At 53.1% G+C, this 20,317-nt stretch carries 15 protein-coding genes; 6 read left to right on the top strand and 9 right to left on the bottom strand.

Annotated elements, in window-relative coordinates:
• Positions 1–54: 54 nt before the first annotated feature.
• The 4 genes from ACFX4O_RS06345 (at position 55) to ACFX4O_RS06330 (ending at position 4,701) form a co-directional block, all read left to right on the top strand.
• Positions 55–1,305: an MFS transporter gene (locus tag ACFX4O_RS06345; RefSeq protein ID WP_380207785.1), complete on the top strand. Its 1,251-nt coding sequence runs from the start codon at positions 55–57 to the stop codon at positions 1,303–1,305.
• A gap of 289 nt (positions 1,306–1,594) precedes the next feature.
• A complete protein-coding gene (locus ACFX4O_RS06340) occupies positions 1,595–3,079 on the top strand; it encodes a carboxypeptidase M32 (protein ID WP_380207784.1) in 1,485 nt (494 codons plus the stop codon).
• Between the two features lie 163 nt (positions 3,080–3,242).
• Positions 3,243–3,590 (top strand): acid resistance repetitive basic protein Asr, encoded by a 348-nt coding sequence (gene asr / locus ACFX4O_RS06335; protein WP_017456668.1) that lies wholly within the window; start codon positions 3,243–3,245, stop codon positions 3,588–3,590.
• A gap of 280 nt (positions 3,591–3,870) precedes the next feature.
• Positions 3,871–4,701 (top strand): serine protease, encoded by an 831-nt coding sequence (locus ACFX4O_RS06330; RefSeq protein WP_131412367.1) that lies wholly within the window; start codon positions 3,871–3,873, stop codon positions 4,699–4,701.
• 1 nt (position 4,702) lies between these two features.
• Here the strand turns inward: ACFX4O_RS06330 and ACFX4O_RS06325 are convergent, their stop codons facing one another.
• From ACFX4O_RS06325 to ACFX4O_RS06285, 9 genes are all read right to left on the bottom strand, one after another.
• Positions 4,703–6,865 (bottom strand): putative bifunctional diguanylate cyclase/phosphodiesterase, encoded by a 2,163-nt coding sequence (locus ACFX4O_RS06325; protein ID WP_380207783.1) that lies wholly within the window; start codon positions 6,863–6,865, stop codon positions 4,703–4,705.
• 107 nt (positions 6,866–6,972) lie between these two features.
• Positions 6,973–7,302: a multidrug/spermidine efflux SMR transporter subunit MdtI gene (gene mdtI, locus ACFX4O_RS06320; RefSeq protein ID WP_131412363.1), complete on the bottom strand. Its 330-nt coding sequence runs from the start codon at positions 7,300–7,302 to the stop codon at positions 6,973–6,975.
• Entirely contained in the window at positions 7,289–7,645 is a 357-nt protein-coding gene (gene mdtJ, locus ACFX4O_RS06315) for a multidrug/spermidine efflux SMR transporter subunit MdtJ (RefSeq protein WP_380207782.1), read from the bottom strand. Before mdtJ ends, mdtI begins: the two co-directional genes overlap by 14 nt.
• 379 nt (positions 7,646–8,024) lie before the next feature.
• On the bottom strand, positions 8,025–9,092 hold the full coding sequence (locus tag ACFX4O_RS06310; RefSeq protein WP_380207781.1) for an AI-2E family transporter: 1,068 nt from the start codon (positions 9,090–9,092) through the stop codon (positions 8,025–8,027).
• Between the two features lie 130 nt (positions 9,093–9,222).
• Entirely contained in the window at positions 9,223–10,764 is a 1,542-nt protein-coding gene (locus ACFX4O_RS06305; RefSeq protein ID WP_380207780.1) for an EAL domain-containing protein, read from the bottom strand.
• Between the two features lie 208 nt (positions 10,765–10,972).
• Positions 10,973–14,032, bottom strand: coding sequence for an efflux RND transporter permease subunit (locus ACFX4O_RS06300; RefSeq protein WP_380207779.1), 3,060 nt, complete (start codon positions 14,030–14,032; stop codon positions 10,973–10,975).
• Positions 14,029–15,183, bottom strand: a complete 1,155-nt coding sequence (locus ACFX4O_RS06295; RefSeq protein ID WP_380207778.1) for an efflux RND transporter periplasmic adaptor subunit — start codon at positions 15,181–15,183, stop codon at positions 14,029–14,031. Before ACFX4O_RS06295 ends, ACFX4O_RS06300 begins: the two co-directional genes overlap by 4 nt.
• Before the next feature lie 78 nt (positions 15,184–15,261).
• Positions 15,262–16,458, bottom strand: coding sequence for a sensor histidine kinase (locus tag ACFX4O_RS06290; protein WP_380207777.1), 1,197 nt, complete (start codon positions 16,456–16,458; stop codon positions 15,262–15,264).
• Positions 16,455–17,150 (bottom strand): response regulator, encoded by a 696-nt coding sequence (locus ACFX4O_RS06285; RefSeq protein WP_380207776.1) that lies wholly within the window; start codon positions 17,148–17,150, stop codon positions 16,455–16,457. Before ACFX4O_RS06285 ends, ACFX4O_RS06290 begins: the two co-directional genes overlap by 4 nt.
• A 124-nt stretch (positions 17,151–17,274) precedes the next feature.
• Between ACFX4O_RS06285 and ACFX4O_RS06280 the strand changes: the two genes are divergently transcribed.
• Together ACFX4O_RS06280 and ACFX4O_RS06275 are read left to right on the top strand one after the other, a co-directional pair.
• Complete coding sequence (locus tag ACFX4O_RS06280; RefSeq protein ID WP_380208033.1) at positions 17,275–18,063, top strand: MipA/OmpV family protein; 789 nt, start codon at positions 17,275–17,277, stop codon at positions 18,061–18,063.
• Positions 18,064–18,626: 563 nt separating this feature from the next.
• Positions 18,627–20,198 (top strand): methyl-accepting chemotaxis protein, encoded by a 1,572-nt coding sequence (locus tag ACFX4O_RS06275; RefSeq protein WP_380207775.1) that lies wholly within the window; start codon positions 18,627–18,629, stop codon positions 20,196–20,198.
• Positions 20,199–20,317: the final 119 nt, after the last annotated feature.

The raw sequence follows: 20,317 nt of genomic DNA, 5'->3' as shown, positions 1-20,317 counted from the left end.
GCGACGTGGTAAGCCCGTCACCAAAATCACGGGTATAAACGTTAAGGATCTCTAGTGAGTCGTACAACAACCGTTGACACCGGGCCGGCAAGCGTCGTCGACGAAAAACCAGTCTCTTTGCCGGGACACTTTATTAAACGTGGTACTCCCCAATTTATGCGCGTCACACTGGCGCTCTTTTCCGCCGGGCTGGCGACATTCGCCCTGCTGTACTGCGTTCAACCCATTTTGCCGGTGCTGTCCCTGGAATTTGGTGTCTCCCCAGCCAGCAGCAGTATTTCCCTCTCCATTTCCACTGCCATGCTGGCGATTGGTCTGCTGTTTACCGGTCCGCTTTCTGACGCCATCGGGCGAAAAAAAGTGATGGTTACCGCGCTGCTGTTGGCATCGTGCTGCACATTGTTATCAACAATGATGACTAGCTGGCACGGGATCCTGGTGATGCGCGCATTGATTGGTCTATCACTGAGTGGCGTCGCCGCGGTTGGCATGACCTATTTAAGTGAAGAGATCCACCCCAGTTTTGTTGCCTTCTCGATGGGGCTGTATATCAGCGGCAACTCCATTGGTGGGATGAGCGGACGCTTGCTGAGCGGTGTGTTTACTGACTTTTTCAACTGGCGTATTGCGCTGGCGGTGATTGGCTGTTTTGCGCTGGCCTCCGCGCTGATGTTCTGGCGGATCCTGCCAGAATCACGCCATTTCCGCCCAATCTCGCTGCGCCCAAAAACACTGTTTATCAATTTCCGTCTGCACTGGCGCGACCAGGGGCTGCCGCTGCTGTTCCTGGAAGGCTTTTTGCTGATGGGCTCGTTCGTCACCCTGTTTAACTACATCGGTTACCGCCTGATGCAATCGCCGTGGACGCTGAGCCAGGCGGTGGTGGGCCTGCTTTCCGTCGCCTATTTGACGGGCACCTGGAGTTCGCCGAAAGCCGGGATGATGACCAATAAATATGGGCGCGGGCCGGTAATGGTCGGCGCAACCGCCATCATGCTGCTGGGACTGCTGCTCACGCTGTTCTCAACGCTGGGGTTAATTTTCATTGGCATGCTGCTGTTTACCGCAGGCTTTTTTGCCGCCCATTCCGTCGCCAGCAGTTGGATCGGCCCGCGCGCACGGCGCGCCAAAGGCCAGGCGTCATCGCTCTATTTATTTAGCTACTATCTTGGTTCCAGTGTGGCGGGGACATTAGGCGGTGTGTTCTGGCACAGTTATGGCTGGAACGGCGTCGGCGGTTTTATCGCCGCCATGCTAGTGATTGCCATTTTGGTGGGAAGCAGGCTCCACTCTCGCCTGCATTAATGCCGCGATAGTCAAAGGCCCTGCGCATGCGGGGCTTTTTTGTTTACGCTGTACCCGTGTGTGTCAAAACAGACTAAAAATCGAGGCCGTGCCCATTAATTCCCGCACCGCATCAAGTGCCAGTAGAGCAAATATTACCCAAACAAATGGATTCATAATTTTACTGAGTCACGCGTTGGCATTGGTTATTTAAATAGATTATTCCTATTATGGTACAGTTCAGGAAATGTATTGAATAACTACTACTTTTAGGTGGTTACACGATCGTACGCTAAAAATCAGAGGCATTATGGACAAGCATAATTATCACCAACTCACCCGCACATTCCTGCGCCTGTCGCGCTTTTCACACCTCGCTTCTATTGCCAGTTGGGATATGTTTGCCATGATGCCGCCAGGCGGTAGCGCGGCGCGCGGCGAAGCGCTGGCAGAATTAAGTGTCCTGCGCCACCAGATCCTGACCGATAAACAGGTCGGCGAGTGGATTGCCAACGCGCGGCAAGAAGATCTGGACGATATTGAGCAGGCCAACCTGCGCGAAATTGAACGGCACTATCAGGAAGCCGCGTTGCTGCCGGAATCGCTGGTTGAAGCGCAGTCGCTGGCGGGCAGCAAATGTGAGCACGCCTGGCGCACACAGCGCCCCGCCAATGACTGGACAGGCTTTTCAGCCAACCTGAAAGAGGTGGTTAAACTAGCCCGTGAAGAGGCCAACTTGCGGGCCGCCGCGAAAGGATGTTCGCCGTATGATGCGCTGCTGGATAAATTCGAGCCGGATATGACCAGCGCCCGGCTTGATGAACTGTTTGGCGAGGTAAAATCCTGGCTGCCAGATCTGCTGAAAAAAGCGGTGGCAAAGCAGGAGCAGCAAGCGCTGATTGCCCCGCAGGGGCCGTTCCCGATTGCCGACCAGCGCGAGCTGGGTTTGCAGGCGATGAAGGAACTCGGTTTCGACTTTAACGGCGGGCGCCTCGATGTCAGTGCCCATCCGTTCTGCGGCGGCGTACCGGAAGATGTGCGTATCACCACGCGTTACGATGAAAATGAGTTGCTGAGCGCGCTGTTCGGCGTGGTGCATGAAACCGGCCACGCGCGTTATGAACAAAACCTACCGCGCAGTTGGCCGGGCCAACCCATTGCCCTGGCGCGTTCCACGGCGATCCATGAATCACAAAGCCTGTTCTTCGAAATGCAGTTAGGCCGCAGCGAGGCTTTCCTGCGCCGTCTGCAACCGGCCATTATTGAACGTTTCGGTATGCAACCGGCGTTTGAAGAGCACAACTTTGTCGCCTGGAACCAGCGTGTAAAACCGGGTTATATCCGTGTCGATGCGGACGAAGTGAGTTACCCGGCGCATGTCATTCTGCGCTATGAGATTGAACGCGCGCTGATCGACGGTGAGATTGAAGTCGACGACATTCCCGGTTTGTGGAATGAAAAAATGCAGGCCTGGCTGGGGCTTTCCACCGAAGGCAACTACCGCAACGGCTGCATGCAGGATATTCACTGGACCGATGGCGGCTTTGGTTATTTCCCGTCGTATACGCTCGGCGCCATGTACGCTGCTCAGTTGTTCCACGCCGCGCGTACCGCGCTGCCGGGGCTGGACGAGGCGATTGCCGCAGGCGATCTTACGGAGCTATTCGACTGGCTGCGACAAAACATCTGGCAGCACGGCAGCCGCTTCAGTACCGAGCAGCTTATTCAAAACGCCACTGGCGAAGCGCTAAACGCCGACTATTTCCACCAGCATCTTATCCGCCGTTACCTCTGATACACCTGCGCCGGAGCTGAAGTTTCGGCGCGGTCCCTCGCTCTGTACATTACGTTACACGCCGAAACCAATCACTCACGGAAGGCGTTCAATTACAGGGATATAGTTCTTTCAACGGCCCCGCAGTGGGGTTGAATGAAGAAACCAATTCGAGGATATCGGAATGAAAAAAGTATTAGCTCTGGTTGTTGCCGCTGCTCTGGGTCTGTCTTCTGCTGCTTTCGCTGCTGACACCGCTACTTCAACTCAAGCTCCGGCTGCTGCTCCGGCAGCAACAACCGCTGCACCGGCTGCGACCACTAAAGCTGCACCGGCTAAAAAAATGCATAAGAAACACAAAAAAGCGGCTAAACCGGCTGTAGAGCAAAAAGCTCAGGCTGCGAAAGTGAAAAAACACCACAAAAAAGCAGCTAAACCGGCTGTAGAGCAGAAAGCTCAGGCTGCGAAAAAACACCACAAAAAACACGTTAAACACACTGCGACCAAACCGGCTGCACAACCGGCTGCATAAGTAAACGTATCTGATACCGGCGTTCGTATCAGAACGCTGTGATAAGTCGGCGCTGAGCCCTTCGGGTGAAGCGCCGTTTTTCTCTGGAGGGCCTATGATGCTGCGACGTTATCGTTTTGAAGTGATTCTGGCGATGTTGATCATCTGCGCACTGATTGCCGTCCGCTTTTATCTTTATTAATGTAGCACGCTGATTTTACTCCCACTTTCTTCTCGTCCCGTCTATATTTGTTTATCTGGGCTTACGTTAATAATCATAATTACCCCACCAGAGTGTGATATGCGAAAAACCGTTGTGCTGTTGCTGGGACCGCTGTTTTTGTTTTCCGCTGTTGGACATGCTGACGATGGCGGCGATGACGCAATAAGCGCCCGTGATGTGAAAACGCTCTTTTTTGGTCATGATGACAGGATCCCTGTTCCCACCCCGACAAAAGCACCGTGGGATGCGATTGGCCAACTGGAAACCGCCAGCGGCAATCTTTGCACAGCAACGCTGATTTCTCCGCACCTGGCATTAACCGCCGGGCACTGTCTGTTAACGCCGCCGCACGGCAAAGCGGACAAAGCCGTAGCACTGCGCTTTGTTTCGCAAAGAGGCAGTTGGCGGTATGAAATTCACGGTATCGAAGGCCGTGTCGATCCGTCGCTCGGCCACCGTCTGAAAGCCGACGGTGATGGCTGGATTGTCCCTTCTGCCGCCGCGCCATGGGATTTCGGGCTAATCGTGTTACGTTATCCACCGTCAGGCATCACGCCCCTGCCGATCTTTGTCGGCGATAAAGATGAGCTCACCGCCGCGCTAAAAGCGACCGATCGTAAAGTTACGCAGGCGGGTTATCCGGAAGATCACCTTGATAGCCTGTTCAGCCACCAGGATTGTGTGGTCACGGGTTGGGCGCAAAATAGCGTCTTGTCGCACCAGTGCGACACGCTGCCGGGCGACAGCGGTTCCCCCTTGATGTTAAAAACTGATGCGGGCTGGCAGCTCATTGCCGTACAAAGCTCGGCGCCGGCGGCGAAAGACCGCTGGCGCGCCGACAACCGCGCCATTTCAGTAACCGGTTTTCGCGACAAACTGGAAGCGCTAGCCAAAGAGTCAGACGAGTGATTCAGCGCTGTCGCAGCAAAGGTAACTGCAAAATATCATTGAGCGGCATCGGCGCGCTGAAATAGTAACCCTGTAGCTGGTCGCAGCCGGCCAGCCGCAGCAGTTTCATCTGTTTCTCATTTTCCACACCTTCCGCCACCACCTGCATGCCCAGCGCGCTGGCAATACGAATCGTGCCGCTCACCAGCGCCGAGGCTTGTTCATCGTCGTCCACCAACCCGGCCAGCGATTTATCAATTTTTATGGTGTCGAAATTAAAGCGCCGCAGGTAACCAATACTCGAATAGCCCGTCCCGAAATCATCCAGCGCAACCGCCGTGCCCAACGCTTTCAGATTGGCGATGGCCGAACGGGCGCGCTCCGGATTTTCCAGCACGTAAGTTTCCGTCACCTCCAGCTGTAAGCGGTGCGCCGGGAACAGGCAGGTTTCCAGCACCCGCGCCACTTTGTCTTCAAATTCCGGATCGCGAAATTGCGCAGGGGAGATATTGACCGACAACTTCAGGTGGTTAAGCTGCTGCAAATCGCTACAGGCGCGGCGCAGTACAAACTGCCCGAGCGCGTAGATAAGCCCGCTGGTTTCGGCGACCGGGATAAAATCATCCGGCTTAAGTTCGCCATCCGGCCGACGCGGCCAGCGCGCCAGCGCTTCAACGCCAATCATCGTCTGGCTTTGCGCATCGACAATCGGTTGATACCAGACATCAAACTCATCGCGCTCCAGCCCGTCACGGATATCATTTTCAATCATTAATTGCCGTTCACGCGCGCTGTTCAGCGCCGCGTCATAATGGGTCATCCGCGCTTTACCGGTAATTTTTGAGTGATACATGGCGATATCCGCACGGCGAAACAACTCTGAACTGGAACACTCCAGCAGCGTACCGCTGGCAACGCCGATGCTGGCGCCAATATGGATAGTACGTTTACCCATGCGCACGGGTGTCTCAAGATAGCGCAACACGTTATGCGCAAAATCATCGGCTTTTTCCAGTGACCACGGGCCGCTGAGTGTCAGGGCAAACTCATCACCGCCCATCCGTGCCAGCATGCCACCGGTCGGCACTTTTTGCCGTAGCGTATCGGCTATCGTCACAATCAGCCGGTCACCAACATCGTGGCCGTAGATGTCATTCACGTCTTTAAAGCCGTCGAGGTCGATAAACACCACGCTAATCATTTCGGGATCGCCGATTGCGCTCAGGCTGTCGAGGTGTTCGATCAGCGCACGGCGATTAGGTAAACGGCTTAGCCAATCTGTCAGGGCGATTTTGCGCGCCAGCTTTTCCCCGCGCGACAGTTTGTAGAGCCCGGCGCTACTGAGTGCGATAAACAGCAGAATCAAACCCGCTGCAAGCGCGGCTATCTGGCGAATGTTGACCGCTGCCGCCTGCGCGGCCTGCGCGCCTGGCAAGTGTGGCGCCCAGCGTAGATACCCTAAGGTTTCCCCTGCCGATCCGCGCAACGGTACGCTGGCTACAGCGGCATTTCGCGGCTGCAAACGCAAATCATCAATTTGAAAGGTATTTCCCAGATCGCTAAGCAGCTTCGCGTTGAGATGACGGGTGATCACCAGATAGCGGCGCGTCGCGTCATAGACGTTAAGCCGCCCGGTTGCAGGGCGAATAAGCCCGATACTGACAAATGCCACCCCTTCAGGCGTGCGGGTGATACCCGCAAAAACCTCCTTCCCCTCGCGCAGCGGCTCGCTGTGGTTGCGAATCAGCGCGGCCAGCCCGTCGCCAAAAAACGCGAGATTAGGCTCCGTAAAAGGTTGGCTGCGAAACGCGCCCCACAGCACGGCGAATTTCTCATCCAGCACAAAGGTGCCGTCGTACAGATTATTGATTTTAAAGCCTTCGCCCCAGGTACTGTGCAACCACGCAGTATCCAGTTGTGGGCGATACACTTCACGAACCGCTTCATCCCAGACGGCGTTATCAATGACCAGCGAACGGGTTCTGTTTACCGCCGTCTGAATCGCGCCCTGCACAGAAAGCTCGGTGCGATGTTCATCAATTTCATTGGCCTTGGTGCTAATGAGGTGCAGCGAAAGATAGAGCAGCGCGACAACGGAAACAATGAGCCCGATACCGGCCATAAAGAGCATGACAAACAGCGTCCTTGCCGTGGGAATATTGCGCCAGCTTAACGGATTAAACATTGGCCGTCCCTTACTGGTGTCCAGGGAAACAGAGGTGTGAAGAGATAGTATCCTAAGCGTAATACAGCCAGCGAATTTCATTGCCCACAAACGTGGGCAACTTAACATTAGGCGAGTTTTATCAGCGTCATACCGACAATCAGCAGTGCCAGGCCAAGCCAGCCTTTATAATTCAGGCGCTGCCCAAAGAGCACCCAACCGGCGGCGAGGGTGGCGACGATGCCAAACCCGCCCCAAAGCGCATATGCCACCGAGAGATCGATACCCTTTACTGCCTGCGATAAGGCGCTAAATGCCGCTAAAACGGCGAAAAGTGAAGCGAAACCATACAACTTGCGGCGAAAACCGTCTGAGAATTTTAAAAAGATGTTCGCCGCAATCTCCAACACAATCGCCATCGCCAGCCACAGGCCGTGAACCCACTCAAACGGCAACATGGTTACGCTCCTGGCGCACGGTTTTGCGCGTCCCGGATTTGATCAGCACTATCCCCAGCACCAGCGTGGCCAGACCGGCGGCTTTCAGCGGCGACAACGGTTCATCAAAAAGAAAGACGCTACAGACAGTAATAATGAATATGCCAACGCCTTCCCATAATGCGTACGCCACGCCGAGGGCTATTTTTTTAACCGCGAATGACAGAAAAATATATGACAGCGCAATCATCACCAGCATTAAAATAAAACCGGGATGACTATCGCTAATACTTGCCCATTTCATCGACAAGGTGCCGGTTATTTCAGCAATAATTGCCAGGGCTAATAGAATCCAATAAACCATTTTTTTCTCCTGCTTGAGAACATACTTTCCTGCGGCTTACCGCACGACGGAAAACCGGAAAAACAACGATGTCAGCCGGGCACAACGTGCCAGCTCAGGCAGAGAGAAAACTACAGCGCAGAGCGCCAGTACTGGTCATCTGCCAACAGGCAGCAGGAAGAAGACGGGAGGGAAAAATCAGGTTTTAAGACGCTGAACAGAATGTCCATATAATTACAATTATCCGCGAATTGCTTCTCATCGTGGCGGAAATAAATTGTCCTCAGTAGTTAAACACCGCCCATATTTATCACAGGCTAAGATTTTACTCAAAGTCTTTGCACTTCTTTACGACAAATAAAAAACGCCGCCGTAATTCAATAGACGGCATTTTTATATATTATTGCGCTTGTTTTTCCGTATTTGCCCGCGACTGCGCCAGCAAATTCCATGAGGTAATAAACAGCGCGGCAATCGTCGGCCCTAGCACAAAACCGTTAATGCCAAAGAATTGCAGCCCGCCGAGCGTAGTGAGCAGGATCAGGTAGTCCGGCATGCGGGTATCTTTGCCCACCAGCAGCGGGCGCAAAATATTGTCAGCCAGCCCAACCACAATCACAAAATAGAGCGTCAAGACGGTCGCGGTGACCAACTCGCCGGTAGAGTAGAGAAAGATCACCGCCGGGATCCAGACAATCGCCGTCCCCACCGCCGGAATCAGCGACAAAAACGCCATTAGCGTCGCCCACAGCAGGCTGCCGTTGAACCCGGCAAACCAAAACCCGATACCGCCCAGCGCTCCTTGCACAATTGCCACGACCAGCGTGCCTTTTACCGTCGCGCGCGCCACACCGGCGAATTTCAGGAACAGGCGGCGTTTGATGGTCGCCGACAGCGGCACCACGGCGTAGATTTTACGCACCAGCTCTGCCCCATCTTTCAATAAAAAGAACAGCAAATAGACCATCAAACAGAAGCCGACAGTAATTCCCAGCGTGCCTTTACCGATCAGTACCGCGCTACCCGCCAGATAACGCCCAACGCTTAGCGCCACGCCGGAAAGTTTTTCACGAATCGAGGCGACCGAATCGAAATCATTTTCACGCAGTGAATTTTTTGCCCACTCCGGCAGATGCGCGATCCCGTTGCTTAACAGTTGCGGCAAATCGGTGCCGTTATTCTGCAACCGCTGGTACAGGCTGTTTACCTCCACGGCAATCGAGGAGAGCACCATCATCAACGGAATAAAGACAATCACGCATATCAGCAACACGGTGATAAGCGACGCCACACCGTTACGCCCGCCGAGCAACGCCGATAAACGCATGCGCAGCGGGTAAAAAATCAGCGCCAGGATCACCGCCCAGATAATGGCGGAGTAGTAAGGTTGGATCAGGCTGAAAAACGCCAGACTGACCAGTAATAACAGAATAATAAAGAAGAAATTATTACTTTTAAGTGTTGTCATCCGGGACATCCAATGGGGAAACTGCCCATCAGTGTAGAGTGTTACCCATTGATTGTAAAAACAGAGCCGCCTCAGGCAGCAGAGCCGTTTCGCTACCCCAGCGCAAATATGAATGCACTGGCCGTGTTATCTACACAAGAAGATTTTCTACTTCAGAAAAGGCTAATGCTTTGGAAAAATACCAACCCTGGGCGCAGGATTCCGGTAAATTGCCTTGCAAAAAAAGATGTTGAGCTTCATTTTCAACGCCTTCAAAAACGATAATGCGTGGCATATCTTTAAACATCGCGATAAGGCCAGGAAGAATATGGCGGTTGATGGATTGCGTACCAATAGAATCCGTTAGTGATTTATCTATTTTTATTTCATCAACGTCCAGCATGGACAGCCATTTTAAATTCGAATAACCGGTACCGAAATCATCCAGCGCAAATAACACGCCATGCTCTTTATATAAACATATTGACTGCATAATATCTTCTATGCGACCACTCTGCCTTTCGGTGATTTCCAGCATGATATGTTTCCCTGCCACGCCTTCTTGTTGCAGGATATCGATAAGCCGCTGATAGAAAACCTTTGAACAGATATCTGAACAACTGACATTTATGCTTAGTGTGATATCTTTTTCTCTCAACGCGGCGCCGCACTCTTTGATAGCATGCTCAACCACATAGAGACTTATCTTATTAATCAAGCCATTTTCTTCTGCCAACGGAATGAAAATATCCGGCCCAATATTTCCCATCTGTTTATCATTCCAGCGCAACAGCACTTCCACCCCGATAATACTTTTATCCTTCACCCGATAAAGCGGTTGATAAACAAAATGCAACTCTTTATTAATGATAGCGTTTTCTAATCGGGTTAATAGTGACTGATTCTCATGCTGATTTTTACTGATTAACGCACCAATAATCAGCCCCACCAGAGAAGCCACGCAAAACAGAAAAACAAGAATATAAACGTTATCGTTGAACACAAAAGAGTGTCTGACACCAGCCACAACGCATATATCATGCCGCGGATCACATGATTTCACCGTAATAAAAAAGAGCTCATGCACTTTACCATGCTCGATGTCTTCGAGCAGCGATGTATTATTGCCTACGCGGAAAAAATGTTGCTTGTGATTGAAGTCCCCAACAACCGCATTAAAACCCCACCGGGTAGAATCTTCGCGAAAACGAGTAAAGGCGAAGGGTGACACGGTGACAGAAAAATTATTGTTATAAACGACATCAGCAGCAATGTTACTCTCAATCAGCGCATCAAAAACCCAGGTATAACTGCCTCTGCTCACTTTATTTTTGAAAACATTGAGCGATAAGGGAGCCTTATATTTTCCCCACAGCGCTGAACAGATTATTCTGCCGCCTTCAACATAGCCAATATCTTTTATCAGCGGATAAGGCCATAACCGTTCTCTTAAAGCATGCAGATAAGGATCGCTACAAGGTGTATAGACGGAAAAGTCTTCGCGCAACGCGTTAATTTCCTGCACCTGAAGAATAATATTATCGCTGCGGGAAAGTATCGACTCTGAATAATCCTCTACCTTTTCGTGGATAAAAGCATAGTAGGCGACCTGCGCAACAATATAAAAAAAAGCAAAAGATAATAATAACGCTGCTATATATATGGAAATACTTTTTTTCAGCACCTTTATCATTTTGAATACCTTTATGCAGACCACCCTGCGCTGGCGGTCTGCCTGTCATCAATCCTTTTTGTAGAAAATTATTGGCAACATCCTGGTTACTTTATCTATTTTCGACGCTGAAAAATCCTGCACGCGCCCCACTTCCTTATCGGCGCTTTTTACATTTACTTTAAAGACATCTCGGTTTTGCGTGTTATGAGCCCGCCTGGCTTCCCCCTCATTCATGGCGTTTTTCTTTATCCAGCAGCAGGCTGAACGCCGCCGGTAAAACGGTAAGCGTCACCAGCGTGGCGACGACCAGTCCGCCGATAATCACATACGCCATTGGCCCCCAGAACACCTGATGTGAAATCGGGATCATGCCCAGAATCGCAGCGCATGCTGTCAGCATAATCGGTCTGGCACGGTGCTCAGCGGCGGCCGCAATCGCCTCGTTCGCGGCCATCCCCTGTGCCAGATTGCTGTCCACTTCGCTTATCAGGATAACCGCGTTGCGAATAATCATCCCCGCCAGCGCAATCACGCCAAGTAATGCGACAAACCCCATCGGCGTTCCGGTCGGCAACATCGCCAGCACAATGCCCGGCAAACCAAATGGCGCCATTAACACCGCCAGCAACATACGGGAAAAACGCTGCAACTGGAGCATTAACAATACCAACATCACAATAAGCGTCACCGGTAGCACCGCGTAAACCGAGCTATTTCCCTTTGCCGATTCCGCCACCGTGCCACCCTCTTCAATCCGGTATCCGGCAGGCAACCGGGCGCGCAGTTTATCTACCGTCGGTCGCAGGCCAGCCGATACATTTTCTGCACTCACACCGGGTGCCAGATCGGTTTGCACGGTAATAAACGGCAGCCGCTGGCGACGCCAGATAACCGGATCGCCCACACCCCAGCCCAGGGTTGCCACTTCGTTCAGTGGGATTTTCGTACCGTTAGCGCCGGGCAACATCAGTGTCGATAACGTGCCGATATCCAGCCGCTCATGATCGTTGCCACGGAGGACCACATCCACCAGCCGATCGTTATCCCGCACCGTGGTCACGGTGCGGCCAGACCAGACAGTATTCAGCATTTGCGCAATGCTCTGCGATGAAACGCCAGCCGCCCGTGCCGCAGTCTGGTTTACCTGCAGGGTGATGGTTCTTTCCGGCTCACCGGCGGTCAAATTCACTTCGCGGGTAAGCGAAGATGCGCCAATTTTTGCCGCCAGGCGGCGCGCGAGTTGTTGTACCTGCGCATAATCTGGCCCGCTCACCCGGTATTTCACTGGCCACCCCACCGGCGGCCCTAACTCCAGCGGCGAAACGCGCGTTGTCAGGTCGGCGAACTGGCTTGCCAACACACTATTCAGTTGCTGGCGCAGGCGATCGCGCGCCGCCAGATCTTTTGCCACGACAACCAGTTGCGCCGTGTTTTCATTGTCCCGCAAAACATCCATCGGCAGATAAAAACGTATTGCGCCGGAGCCGACATAGGTCGTGTAGTGATCAATATCCTTGTTACCGTTCAACACTTTTTCCAGCCGCTCGACTTGCCTTTCCGTTTCCGACTGCGCGGTATTGGCGGGCAGCGACAGGCTGACCAGCAATTCGGGGCGATCCGAGGCCGGGAAAAACTCCCCCTGCATTCTGGTAGCGCCCTCGCTCGCCAGCGCCAGCGCCGCCAAGGCGATGCCAATGGTCAACAAACGGTGGCGCAGCACACGTGCCAACAGAGCCTGATACGCACGCGCCACGCGTCCGCTGCCTTTGTTGTGCCCTTCTATTCTGGCGGGAAGCAGCCAGGCGCCAGTCAATGGCGAGAACAGGATTGCCACCACCCACGAGCAAAGTAGCGCTATCAGCACCACGGCAAACAGCGAAAAACAGTATTCGCCAGCGCTGGACGCGGCAAAGCCGACGGGAATGAAACCGGCGATCATCACCAGCGTCCCGGTGAGCATCGGAAACGCGGTGGTTTTAAAAGCATAGGTGGCGGCACTTTTGCGCGATTCACCGGCTTCCAGCCTGGCGACCATGGTCTCTACGGTAATCATCGCGTCATCGACCAGCAGGCCAAGCGCAATGATCAGTGCGCCCAGTGAAATACGTTGTAAGCCAATGCCGGCCAGCATCATTCCCGCGAAGGTCATCGCCAGCACCAGCGGTATGGCGGCGGCCACCACCAGCCCAGCCCGCATTCCCAGCGAGACAAAAGAAACGGCAAGGACAATCAGTACCGCTTCGACAAGCACCCGGACAAAGCCGCTAACTGCATCGCTCACGACAACAGACTGATCGGCAACTTTTGTCATCTCAATGCCATGCGGCAGTTGTGCTTTAAACTCCGCCATTCTGGTGTTCAGCACCTGGCCGAAACGCAGCATATTGCCCGTGGATGCCATTGAAATTGCCAGCCCAATCGCGGGCTGACCGTTGACACGAAACACCGGCGCTGGCGGCTCGGCAAGCTGGCGGCTCACGGTGGCAATATCGCTTAAAGGGATATAGCGATCGTTAATATGCAAAGTCACCGCCCGCAGGCTCTCTTCCGTGGTCAGCGCGCCGCTGACCCGCAGCGCAACGTTATCCTGCCCGGTACGAATAATACCGGCTGGCTCGACGGCATTTTGCGCACTGAGCGCATCACTCATCTGCTGGATATCGAGCCCCATTCCGGCCAGTTGCCGGGGAGAAAAAGCAATGACAATCTGTTCTTGCTGTTCACCCAGCAGGGTAATTTTGCCGATATCGTGCACTGACATCAGGTCGCGGCGAATCTCTTCTACCCGATCGCGCAGTTCACGCGCAGTGTAGCCATCCGCCGTGAAGCCATAAATCGTGCCGAACGTATCATCAAATTCATCATTCACTGCGGGTCCTTGCACGCCCTGCGGCAGTGAAGGCGCAATGTCCTGCATCTTTTTGCGCACCTGATACCAGATGTCCGGCACTTGCCGTGGCGGGGTGTCATCTCGCAGATTCACATAGATAACGGCGCTGCCCGCCCGGCTTTCGCTTTCGATGTAATCCAGCCACGGGATCTCCTGCAGTTTTTTCTCCAGCACATCGGTGACCAGCCGGGTAGTGTCGGCAACCGTCGCACCTGGCCACTGCGCGGAAACAACCGCCGTTTTGATGGTAAACGCCGGATCTTCATTGCGCGGCAGGTTTTCATAACAGAGGATGCCGGTGGCGATAATCAGCATCATAAAAAAGCTCACCAGTTGCTGGTGTTCAAGCGCCCAGGCCGAGAGGTTAAAGCGCGATTTGGTTTCAACAGAGCTCATGGCTGCAGCTCTCCTGGGATCACTTTTTCACCGGCGCGCAGTTTACTTACGCCCGCAGTGATGACCCTGTCACCGGCACTGATGCCGCTTGCAATCACCGCAGAAGATGCCGTGTAGCCCGCAAGCGTGACCGTACGAATCTGCGCCTGCGACTGTTTGTCGATAACAAAGACCGCCGGCTGATCACCGACGCGGCTCAACGCCGAGGCAGGCACGACAAAACCGGGCGACATTGATACCGGCATGTTAACGGTGGCGCTGGCTCCCAGCGCCATCGCCGCCGGAGGGGCCTGCAGCGTTACCCTGACCTGCCATGTACGCGTTTGCGGATCGGCCTGCGGGCTGATATCCCGCAATATACCGGTGGTTTTCTGCGTTGGGTCGGACAGCAGCGTGACCGAAAATGGCGGCGTTTTTGTTGCCTGTGCGGGCAGTAATTGTGGATCGGCGATAGCAAAAACCACATCGCGCGCGTCGCTGGTCGCCAGCGTGAAGATGCTTTCCCCGGCGCTGACCACTTGCCCCGCCGAGGCGCTAACGCGGGTGATAACCCCATCGGCAGGCGCGGTCAGTTGTGTCCAGGCCAGATTATCCTGCGCATTGCGTACCGCCGCAGCGCTGCTTTTAAGACGCGATGCGGCTGACTGCCAGTCGGCACGCGCACTATCAAGCTGCGTGCGGGCAATCGCGCCAGAGGGCATCAGTTTCTGCATCCGGTTCAGATTCAGCGCGGCAAGCTGTTCAGCGGCGCGGGCGCTTTCCATATCGGCGGTGGCGCTGGCCAGTTGGTTCTTGCCAGTCTCACTTTCCAGCGTGGCGAGCACCTGCCCGGCATGTACGCGCGCCCCGATATCCACCTGCCGGCTGACTATGCGGCCATCCAGCCGAAAAGCCAGCACCGTTTCATCATGAGCGCGGATCTCGCCGGTTCGTACTGTCCCCGGGTTTGCCGAAGCCGCCGCGGCAACCTGATAACGTACAGGTCTGGGCGGCGCGGCGTTGTCTGTTTTTTTTTCGCCGCACCCCGTCAACAACAAAATGATCGCCGCCATAACCAGCAACGGAAGCAGAGCGAGGAAGGATAAAGCGCGAGCCGTATTAAAAAGATGGTGCAGGCTCTGACGAAAATAATCGGTGAATTGTTCTGACATAACGCCACTCCGGATCGGTAATGGCGCCATTTAACGTGGCGTGCGTCGAGAATCACTCCACGTTTCGTCAAGAATTCATCAAGAGTGCAATTTTTTTTCGCCGCGGCCGTCCACAGGAAGCGTGATACTGATTCGCAACCCGCCTTTTTCGGGGAGCGACGCGCTGATACTGCCGCCGTGAGCAACACATATCGCCCGTGCGATAGAAAGCCCCAGCCCGCTGCCGCCGGAATGCCTGGCGCGTGAGGTTTCCGCGCGGGTAAAGCGATCGAACATGATCGGTAGAAAATCGTTTTCCACGCCCGGTCCGTCATCCTCAAAATCGATCTGCCACGCGTTACCCTGCTTACTGAGATGGATCGCAAGCTGACCGCCCCGCCGGCCATAGCGCAGCGCATTTTCCATCAGCACGGTAAAGACCTGCCCCAGCCGGAACGCATCGCCGGTAAACAGCGAAGATGAACGGGAGGTCACCGCCATGGTAATTCCTGCGGCATCAGCTTGCGGTTTCATCCAGGTGACCTGCTCGGCTAACAGATCTTCCAGAGACACAGGTTGAAGATTAAGCGTCAGTTGACCAGCATCAGCCAGCGAGAGCAGATGCAGTTCATCCGTAAGGCGGCTCAGGTGTTGCAGCTGTTTCATTACCATCCCCAGTTGTTGCTGGCTGGGTTCGAAGACGCCATCAAGCATCCCTTGCAAACGACCAATAGCGGCCGTAAGCGGTGAGCGCAGCTCATGTGCCATCGCAACGTGCGACGCGCGCAACTCCCGGTCGTATCGCGCCAGCTGGCGGGTCATGTCGTTAAAATCGCTGACAAAACGCACCACTTCGGCGGGTGCGTCTTTTACCAGATCCGCCTGGCGACCAAATTCGCCTTGCGTCACTTCATCGGCCGCCTCACGCAAATGGCTGAACTGTAAAGAGAGTGGCCGGGCGTAACGTAGCCCCATAATCACAATAAAGGGGATCATCACCAGTACCAGCACGCCAACCATGATCCAGTCGGCCGAGGCGATGGACGGCTTCGAATAGCTTATCCCCCACCATTTATCAACGATCTCATGGAAACGCACCGGGTTCGCCTGCGGATTGTCAAGCAGGGCAAGGTACTCCGCCTTCACCGCAGACGGCATATCATGCAAAACCCAGTAGTTTTGCACGGCACAACGCAGCCACATACACAGGGCAATGACAATGACAGCGCCGATAGCCAGCGCGATGATGCGCGCACAAATCCAGCGCCACAGCGATTGATGAGCAGGATTTTTCATGGTTGGCGGAACCTGTACCCAATACCGCGCACATTCGCTAAAACGCCCGTAACGCCCGCGTTTTCCAGCTTTTTGCGCAAGTTATAGACGTGCGTATCGACCACGCGCTCCAGCGCTTCGCTCTCCGGCAAACAGTGCTCCAGCAAGTGCTGGCGGGAAAACGGCAAGGTCGGATGGCGCATCAGTGTTATCAGAATAGAAAACTCGGTTGGCGTCAGTTCCAGGCTGCGCACACCGTTTTCAGCCTGCGTTACCGTTGCCGTGATGGTGACGGTATCCACCTCCAGCGTTTGCCAGCGGAGCACCTCTTCTTGCACAGCCGTTCGTTTGCTGCGCCGCAGCACCGCCTGCACACGCGCCACCACTTCGCCAGGGTGATACGGTTTCACCACATAATCATCGGCTCCGTATCGCAATGCCCCTATGCGCTCAGAGGTATCCCCCATGGCGGTGACCATGATCACCGGCACATCATTAATGCGTCGTAGCGCCGCCAGCACCTCGGTGCCATTCATGCCCGGCAACATGATATCCAGTAAGATCAGATCGGGTTTCCAGCGCTGCGCCATTTCCAGCCCAGTCAGACCATCTCCGGCCAGCGATACGTTATAGTTTTCACGTCGCAGATAGGCTTCCAGTACGCTGGCCGCGTCGGCATCATCTTCAATCACAAGCACTCTACGGGATATCATTTGCTTACCTTGACCATTTCTTAATAATTCCCTGACCGTTTATTGATATGACCTGTCTATATTCCTTGTCAGGACATGGCGAACCTTCGCCGCAGCATACTACTCCACCCAGCGAGATGTGATGATGATAATGAGAAAAACCGTGTTGTATAGCGCCTGTCCACTGCTGGCCCTGTTTGCCTCCACGGCCAGGGCCGACGACACCCCTGCCGTGCAAAACGGGGTGACAGTGGGTATTGGCGGGCAATATGCCCCGCGCTACAGCGGTTCAGACAAGCAACGAGTGCAGGTGGTTCCGCTGATTCAGGCCCGCGATAATGCGCTCTTTTTTGATTCGCAAAAAGGGCTGGGTTATGACCTGCAAACCGACAATGGTATTTATCTGGAACATACGTTGGGCTATGCGTTAGGCCGCGCCGATCGTGATTCTGGCTGGCGGGACGGTGCCGAAAACTTAAAAGGCATGGGCAATATTGATGCCACGATGAATACCGCGCTGGCGGTTGGCTGGCAAGCCACGGACTGGCTGACACTGGAAAGCAAAGCCACCCTGCCACTTACCGACAGCCAGGGTGTGCAGTATCAAGTGTCGCTCACCTTGCTGCCGGTGCAAACCACCCGCGATACGCTGGCTTTTCAGTCTGCCGCGCTGTTTGGCGATAGCCGATATATGAATACGTTTTACGGTGTCAGCCAAAAGCAAAGCCTGCGTTCCGGCTATGCGCGCTACCACGCAGACCAGGGATTTTACGGGATCGATAATAGCCTGACGTGGAGCCATCAATTTGATGCCCACTGGGGAACATTGTTGAGCGCCAATTACACCTGGCTGGACGATCACGCGGCAGACAGCCCAATTGTACTGCGTCGTAACGAAAGCTCGGCGGTGATTGCCATTACGTATACTTTCTAAAAGGTGCGGGGGCCCATGGGCAAAAACGATTAAATAGGGGTTGCCTGCGGTGTCGTTTACCTGGCGGCTTATCTGACCTGTATCAGCAACTGACCGTAAAAATGCTGCTGCAGTAGCCAAAATGAATGCCGCGCTGAACACAGGACACTGTGCGGCATACAAAAAACGGCGATATCTGTCTGGTTTGATGCATTTCTTATGCAATAATTCTGAAGTATTTAATTAGGTGATTATTTGTTTTAAGCAATAAATATTCCTCTATAGATCGGTGCGTTACGTTCTATTGCCACCATACATTTCATTTACGCTATTCCTGCTCTCCATGATCTTTCTTTAATTTACGTTAACAATTTCACTTTCTTTCAAAAAAATTGTTGCATCAAATTTATACAATATATCAACGATCGATCACACAACAATTGATAGATATAAACTATCTATTTTCATTTTTATTAAGATTTTAACGATCGATCACTAATCTATACATTCTCATGGCCGATAAAACGTAGATGCCGACCGCTATAGCGGCCAGGCATGCAGATAAAATTCACTAAGGAAAGACCATGGAAAATACAACAACGATTAGCAAGCCAAATGGTATAAGTATCAGAAATAAGATAATGCTATCTTTCGGGATATTATTATTGTTATTACTTTTTATTGCCGGAAACGCGATTTACCGGCTTGATGAAGCGAAGAATAAAATATCCAAGATCGTCACCGAAGATTACCCTACCACCGCGCTGGGTAATAATTTAATCCGCGATGTTAATGGCTCAACGACGCTGTTTCTTAATGCGATCATTGAAAAAGATGCAGCTAAAAAGGCACAGTTGATTACAGACCTTGCAGCCAAGTCTCAACAAATAAGCGAACTGTATAAGCAACTGAATCAACAAGCCGATGATAAAGCGTCTCAGGCTCTGTTAGAAAAAATCACCGCCGCGCGCAGCCTGTATATTCAGTCTCGCAGCAAAGTCATTGGCAATATTCAAACCAACCCTGATGCAGCCATCACGGAATATTCAATTAATACACGTAATTATGAAAGCCAGTATATAGAGAAGATTAATAATTTTATCAGCCTGCAACGGGATGAAATGCAAACGTCATATAGCGATTTTTTGCATGATTACAACCTGAGCAGAATGGTGATGATCTCTATTACTCTGATCTGTTTTATATTCGGCATTATCATGGCAATCATTATTTCACGCGCCATTGTTGGCCCTATCAAGCATGCCGTTGATGCGGCAATCAGAATTGCGAAAGGCGATCTGGGTACCGAGATAAAAGTCACCTCAAAAGACGAAACGGGGCTACTGACAGGCGCAATCGGCCACATGCAGGAAGAGCTGAAAAAAATTGTGCTGGAGATCCGCAGCGGCGCGGAAAATATCGCTACTGGCGCATCGCAGATCATGGCCGGAACGCGCGATTTATCTGCCCGAACGGAAGAGCAAGCCAGTTCCATTGAGCAAACCGCTGCCTCCATGGAGCAAATCTCTTCAACGGTTAAGAATACGGGTGATAATACGGCAAATGCGTCGCAGCTTTCTGCAAGAGCAAGTGATGCGGCGAAAGATAACGGTAAATTAATGACCTCGCTGACCCAGGAAATCCACAATATCAGCAGCTCGGCGGACAAAATGTCTGACATCATTAATTTGATTGACTCTATCGCCTTCCAGACCAATATCCTGGCGCTTAACGCCGCGGTTGAAGCGGCACGCGCGGGTGAACACGGCAAAGGGTTTGCCGTGGTGGCACAGGAAGTTCGCAATCTGGCGCAGAAAACGGCGAACTCGTCGAAAGATATTCGTGCGCTGATTGAAAACTCGACGCAGCAGAGCGTGCGCGGTCTGGAAATGGTGCGTCAGGTGAACGGTAAAATGGACGAAATGGTCGAGAACGTGGATAACGTCTCCAGCATTCTGAAAGAGATCGAGCAAGCGAGCCTCGAACAGAGTGATGGCGTACAGCAAATCAACATTGCGATCGGTCAGATTGATACCACTACCCAGCAAAATGCGGCGCTGGTTGAAGAGTCGGTTGCCGCGTCTGAAATGCTCAACGAGCAAGCCAGAGTAATGAAAGATTTGGTGAGTGTTTTCAGGGTTCCGGCGAGCGCCTGATCTGTTTCCATAACCTTGTGTCCGCTACCCCTCAGCCAGAAAGCGACTGGCTGAGGGATAAAACACGGAAAACCTAACCGTGGAAGAGAAAAAAACAGGCCCCCTGACTTACGCCCAGG

Source organism: Kosakonia sp. YIM B13571, from assembly GCF_042788095.1.
Lineage (GTDB): Bacteria > Pseudomonadota > Gammaproteobacteria > Enterobacterales > Enterobacteriaceae > Kosakonia > Kosakonia quasisacchari.
Note: the sequence above shows the minus strand (reverse complement) of the source record. Positions and strands in the feature narration are given on the sequence as shown.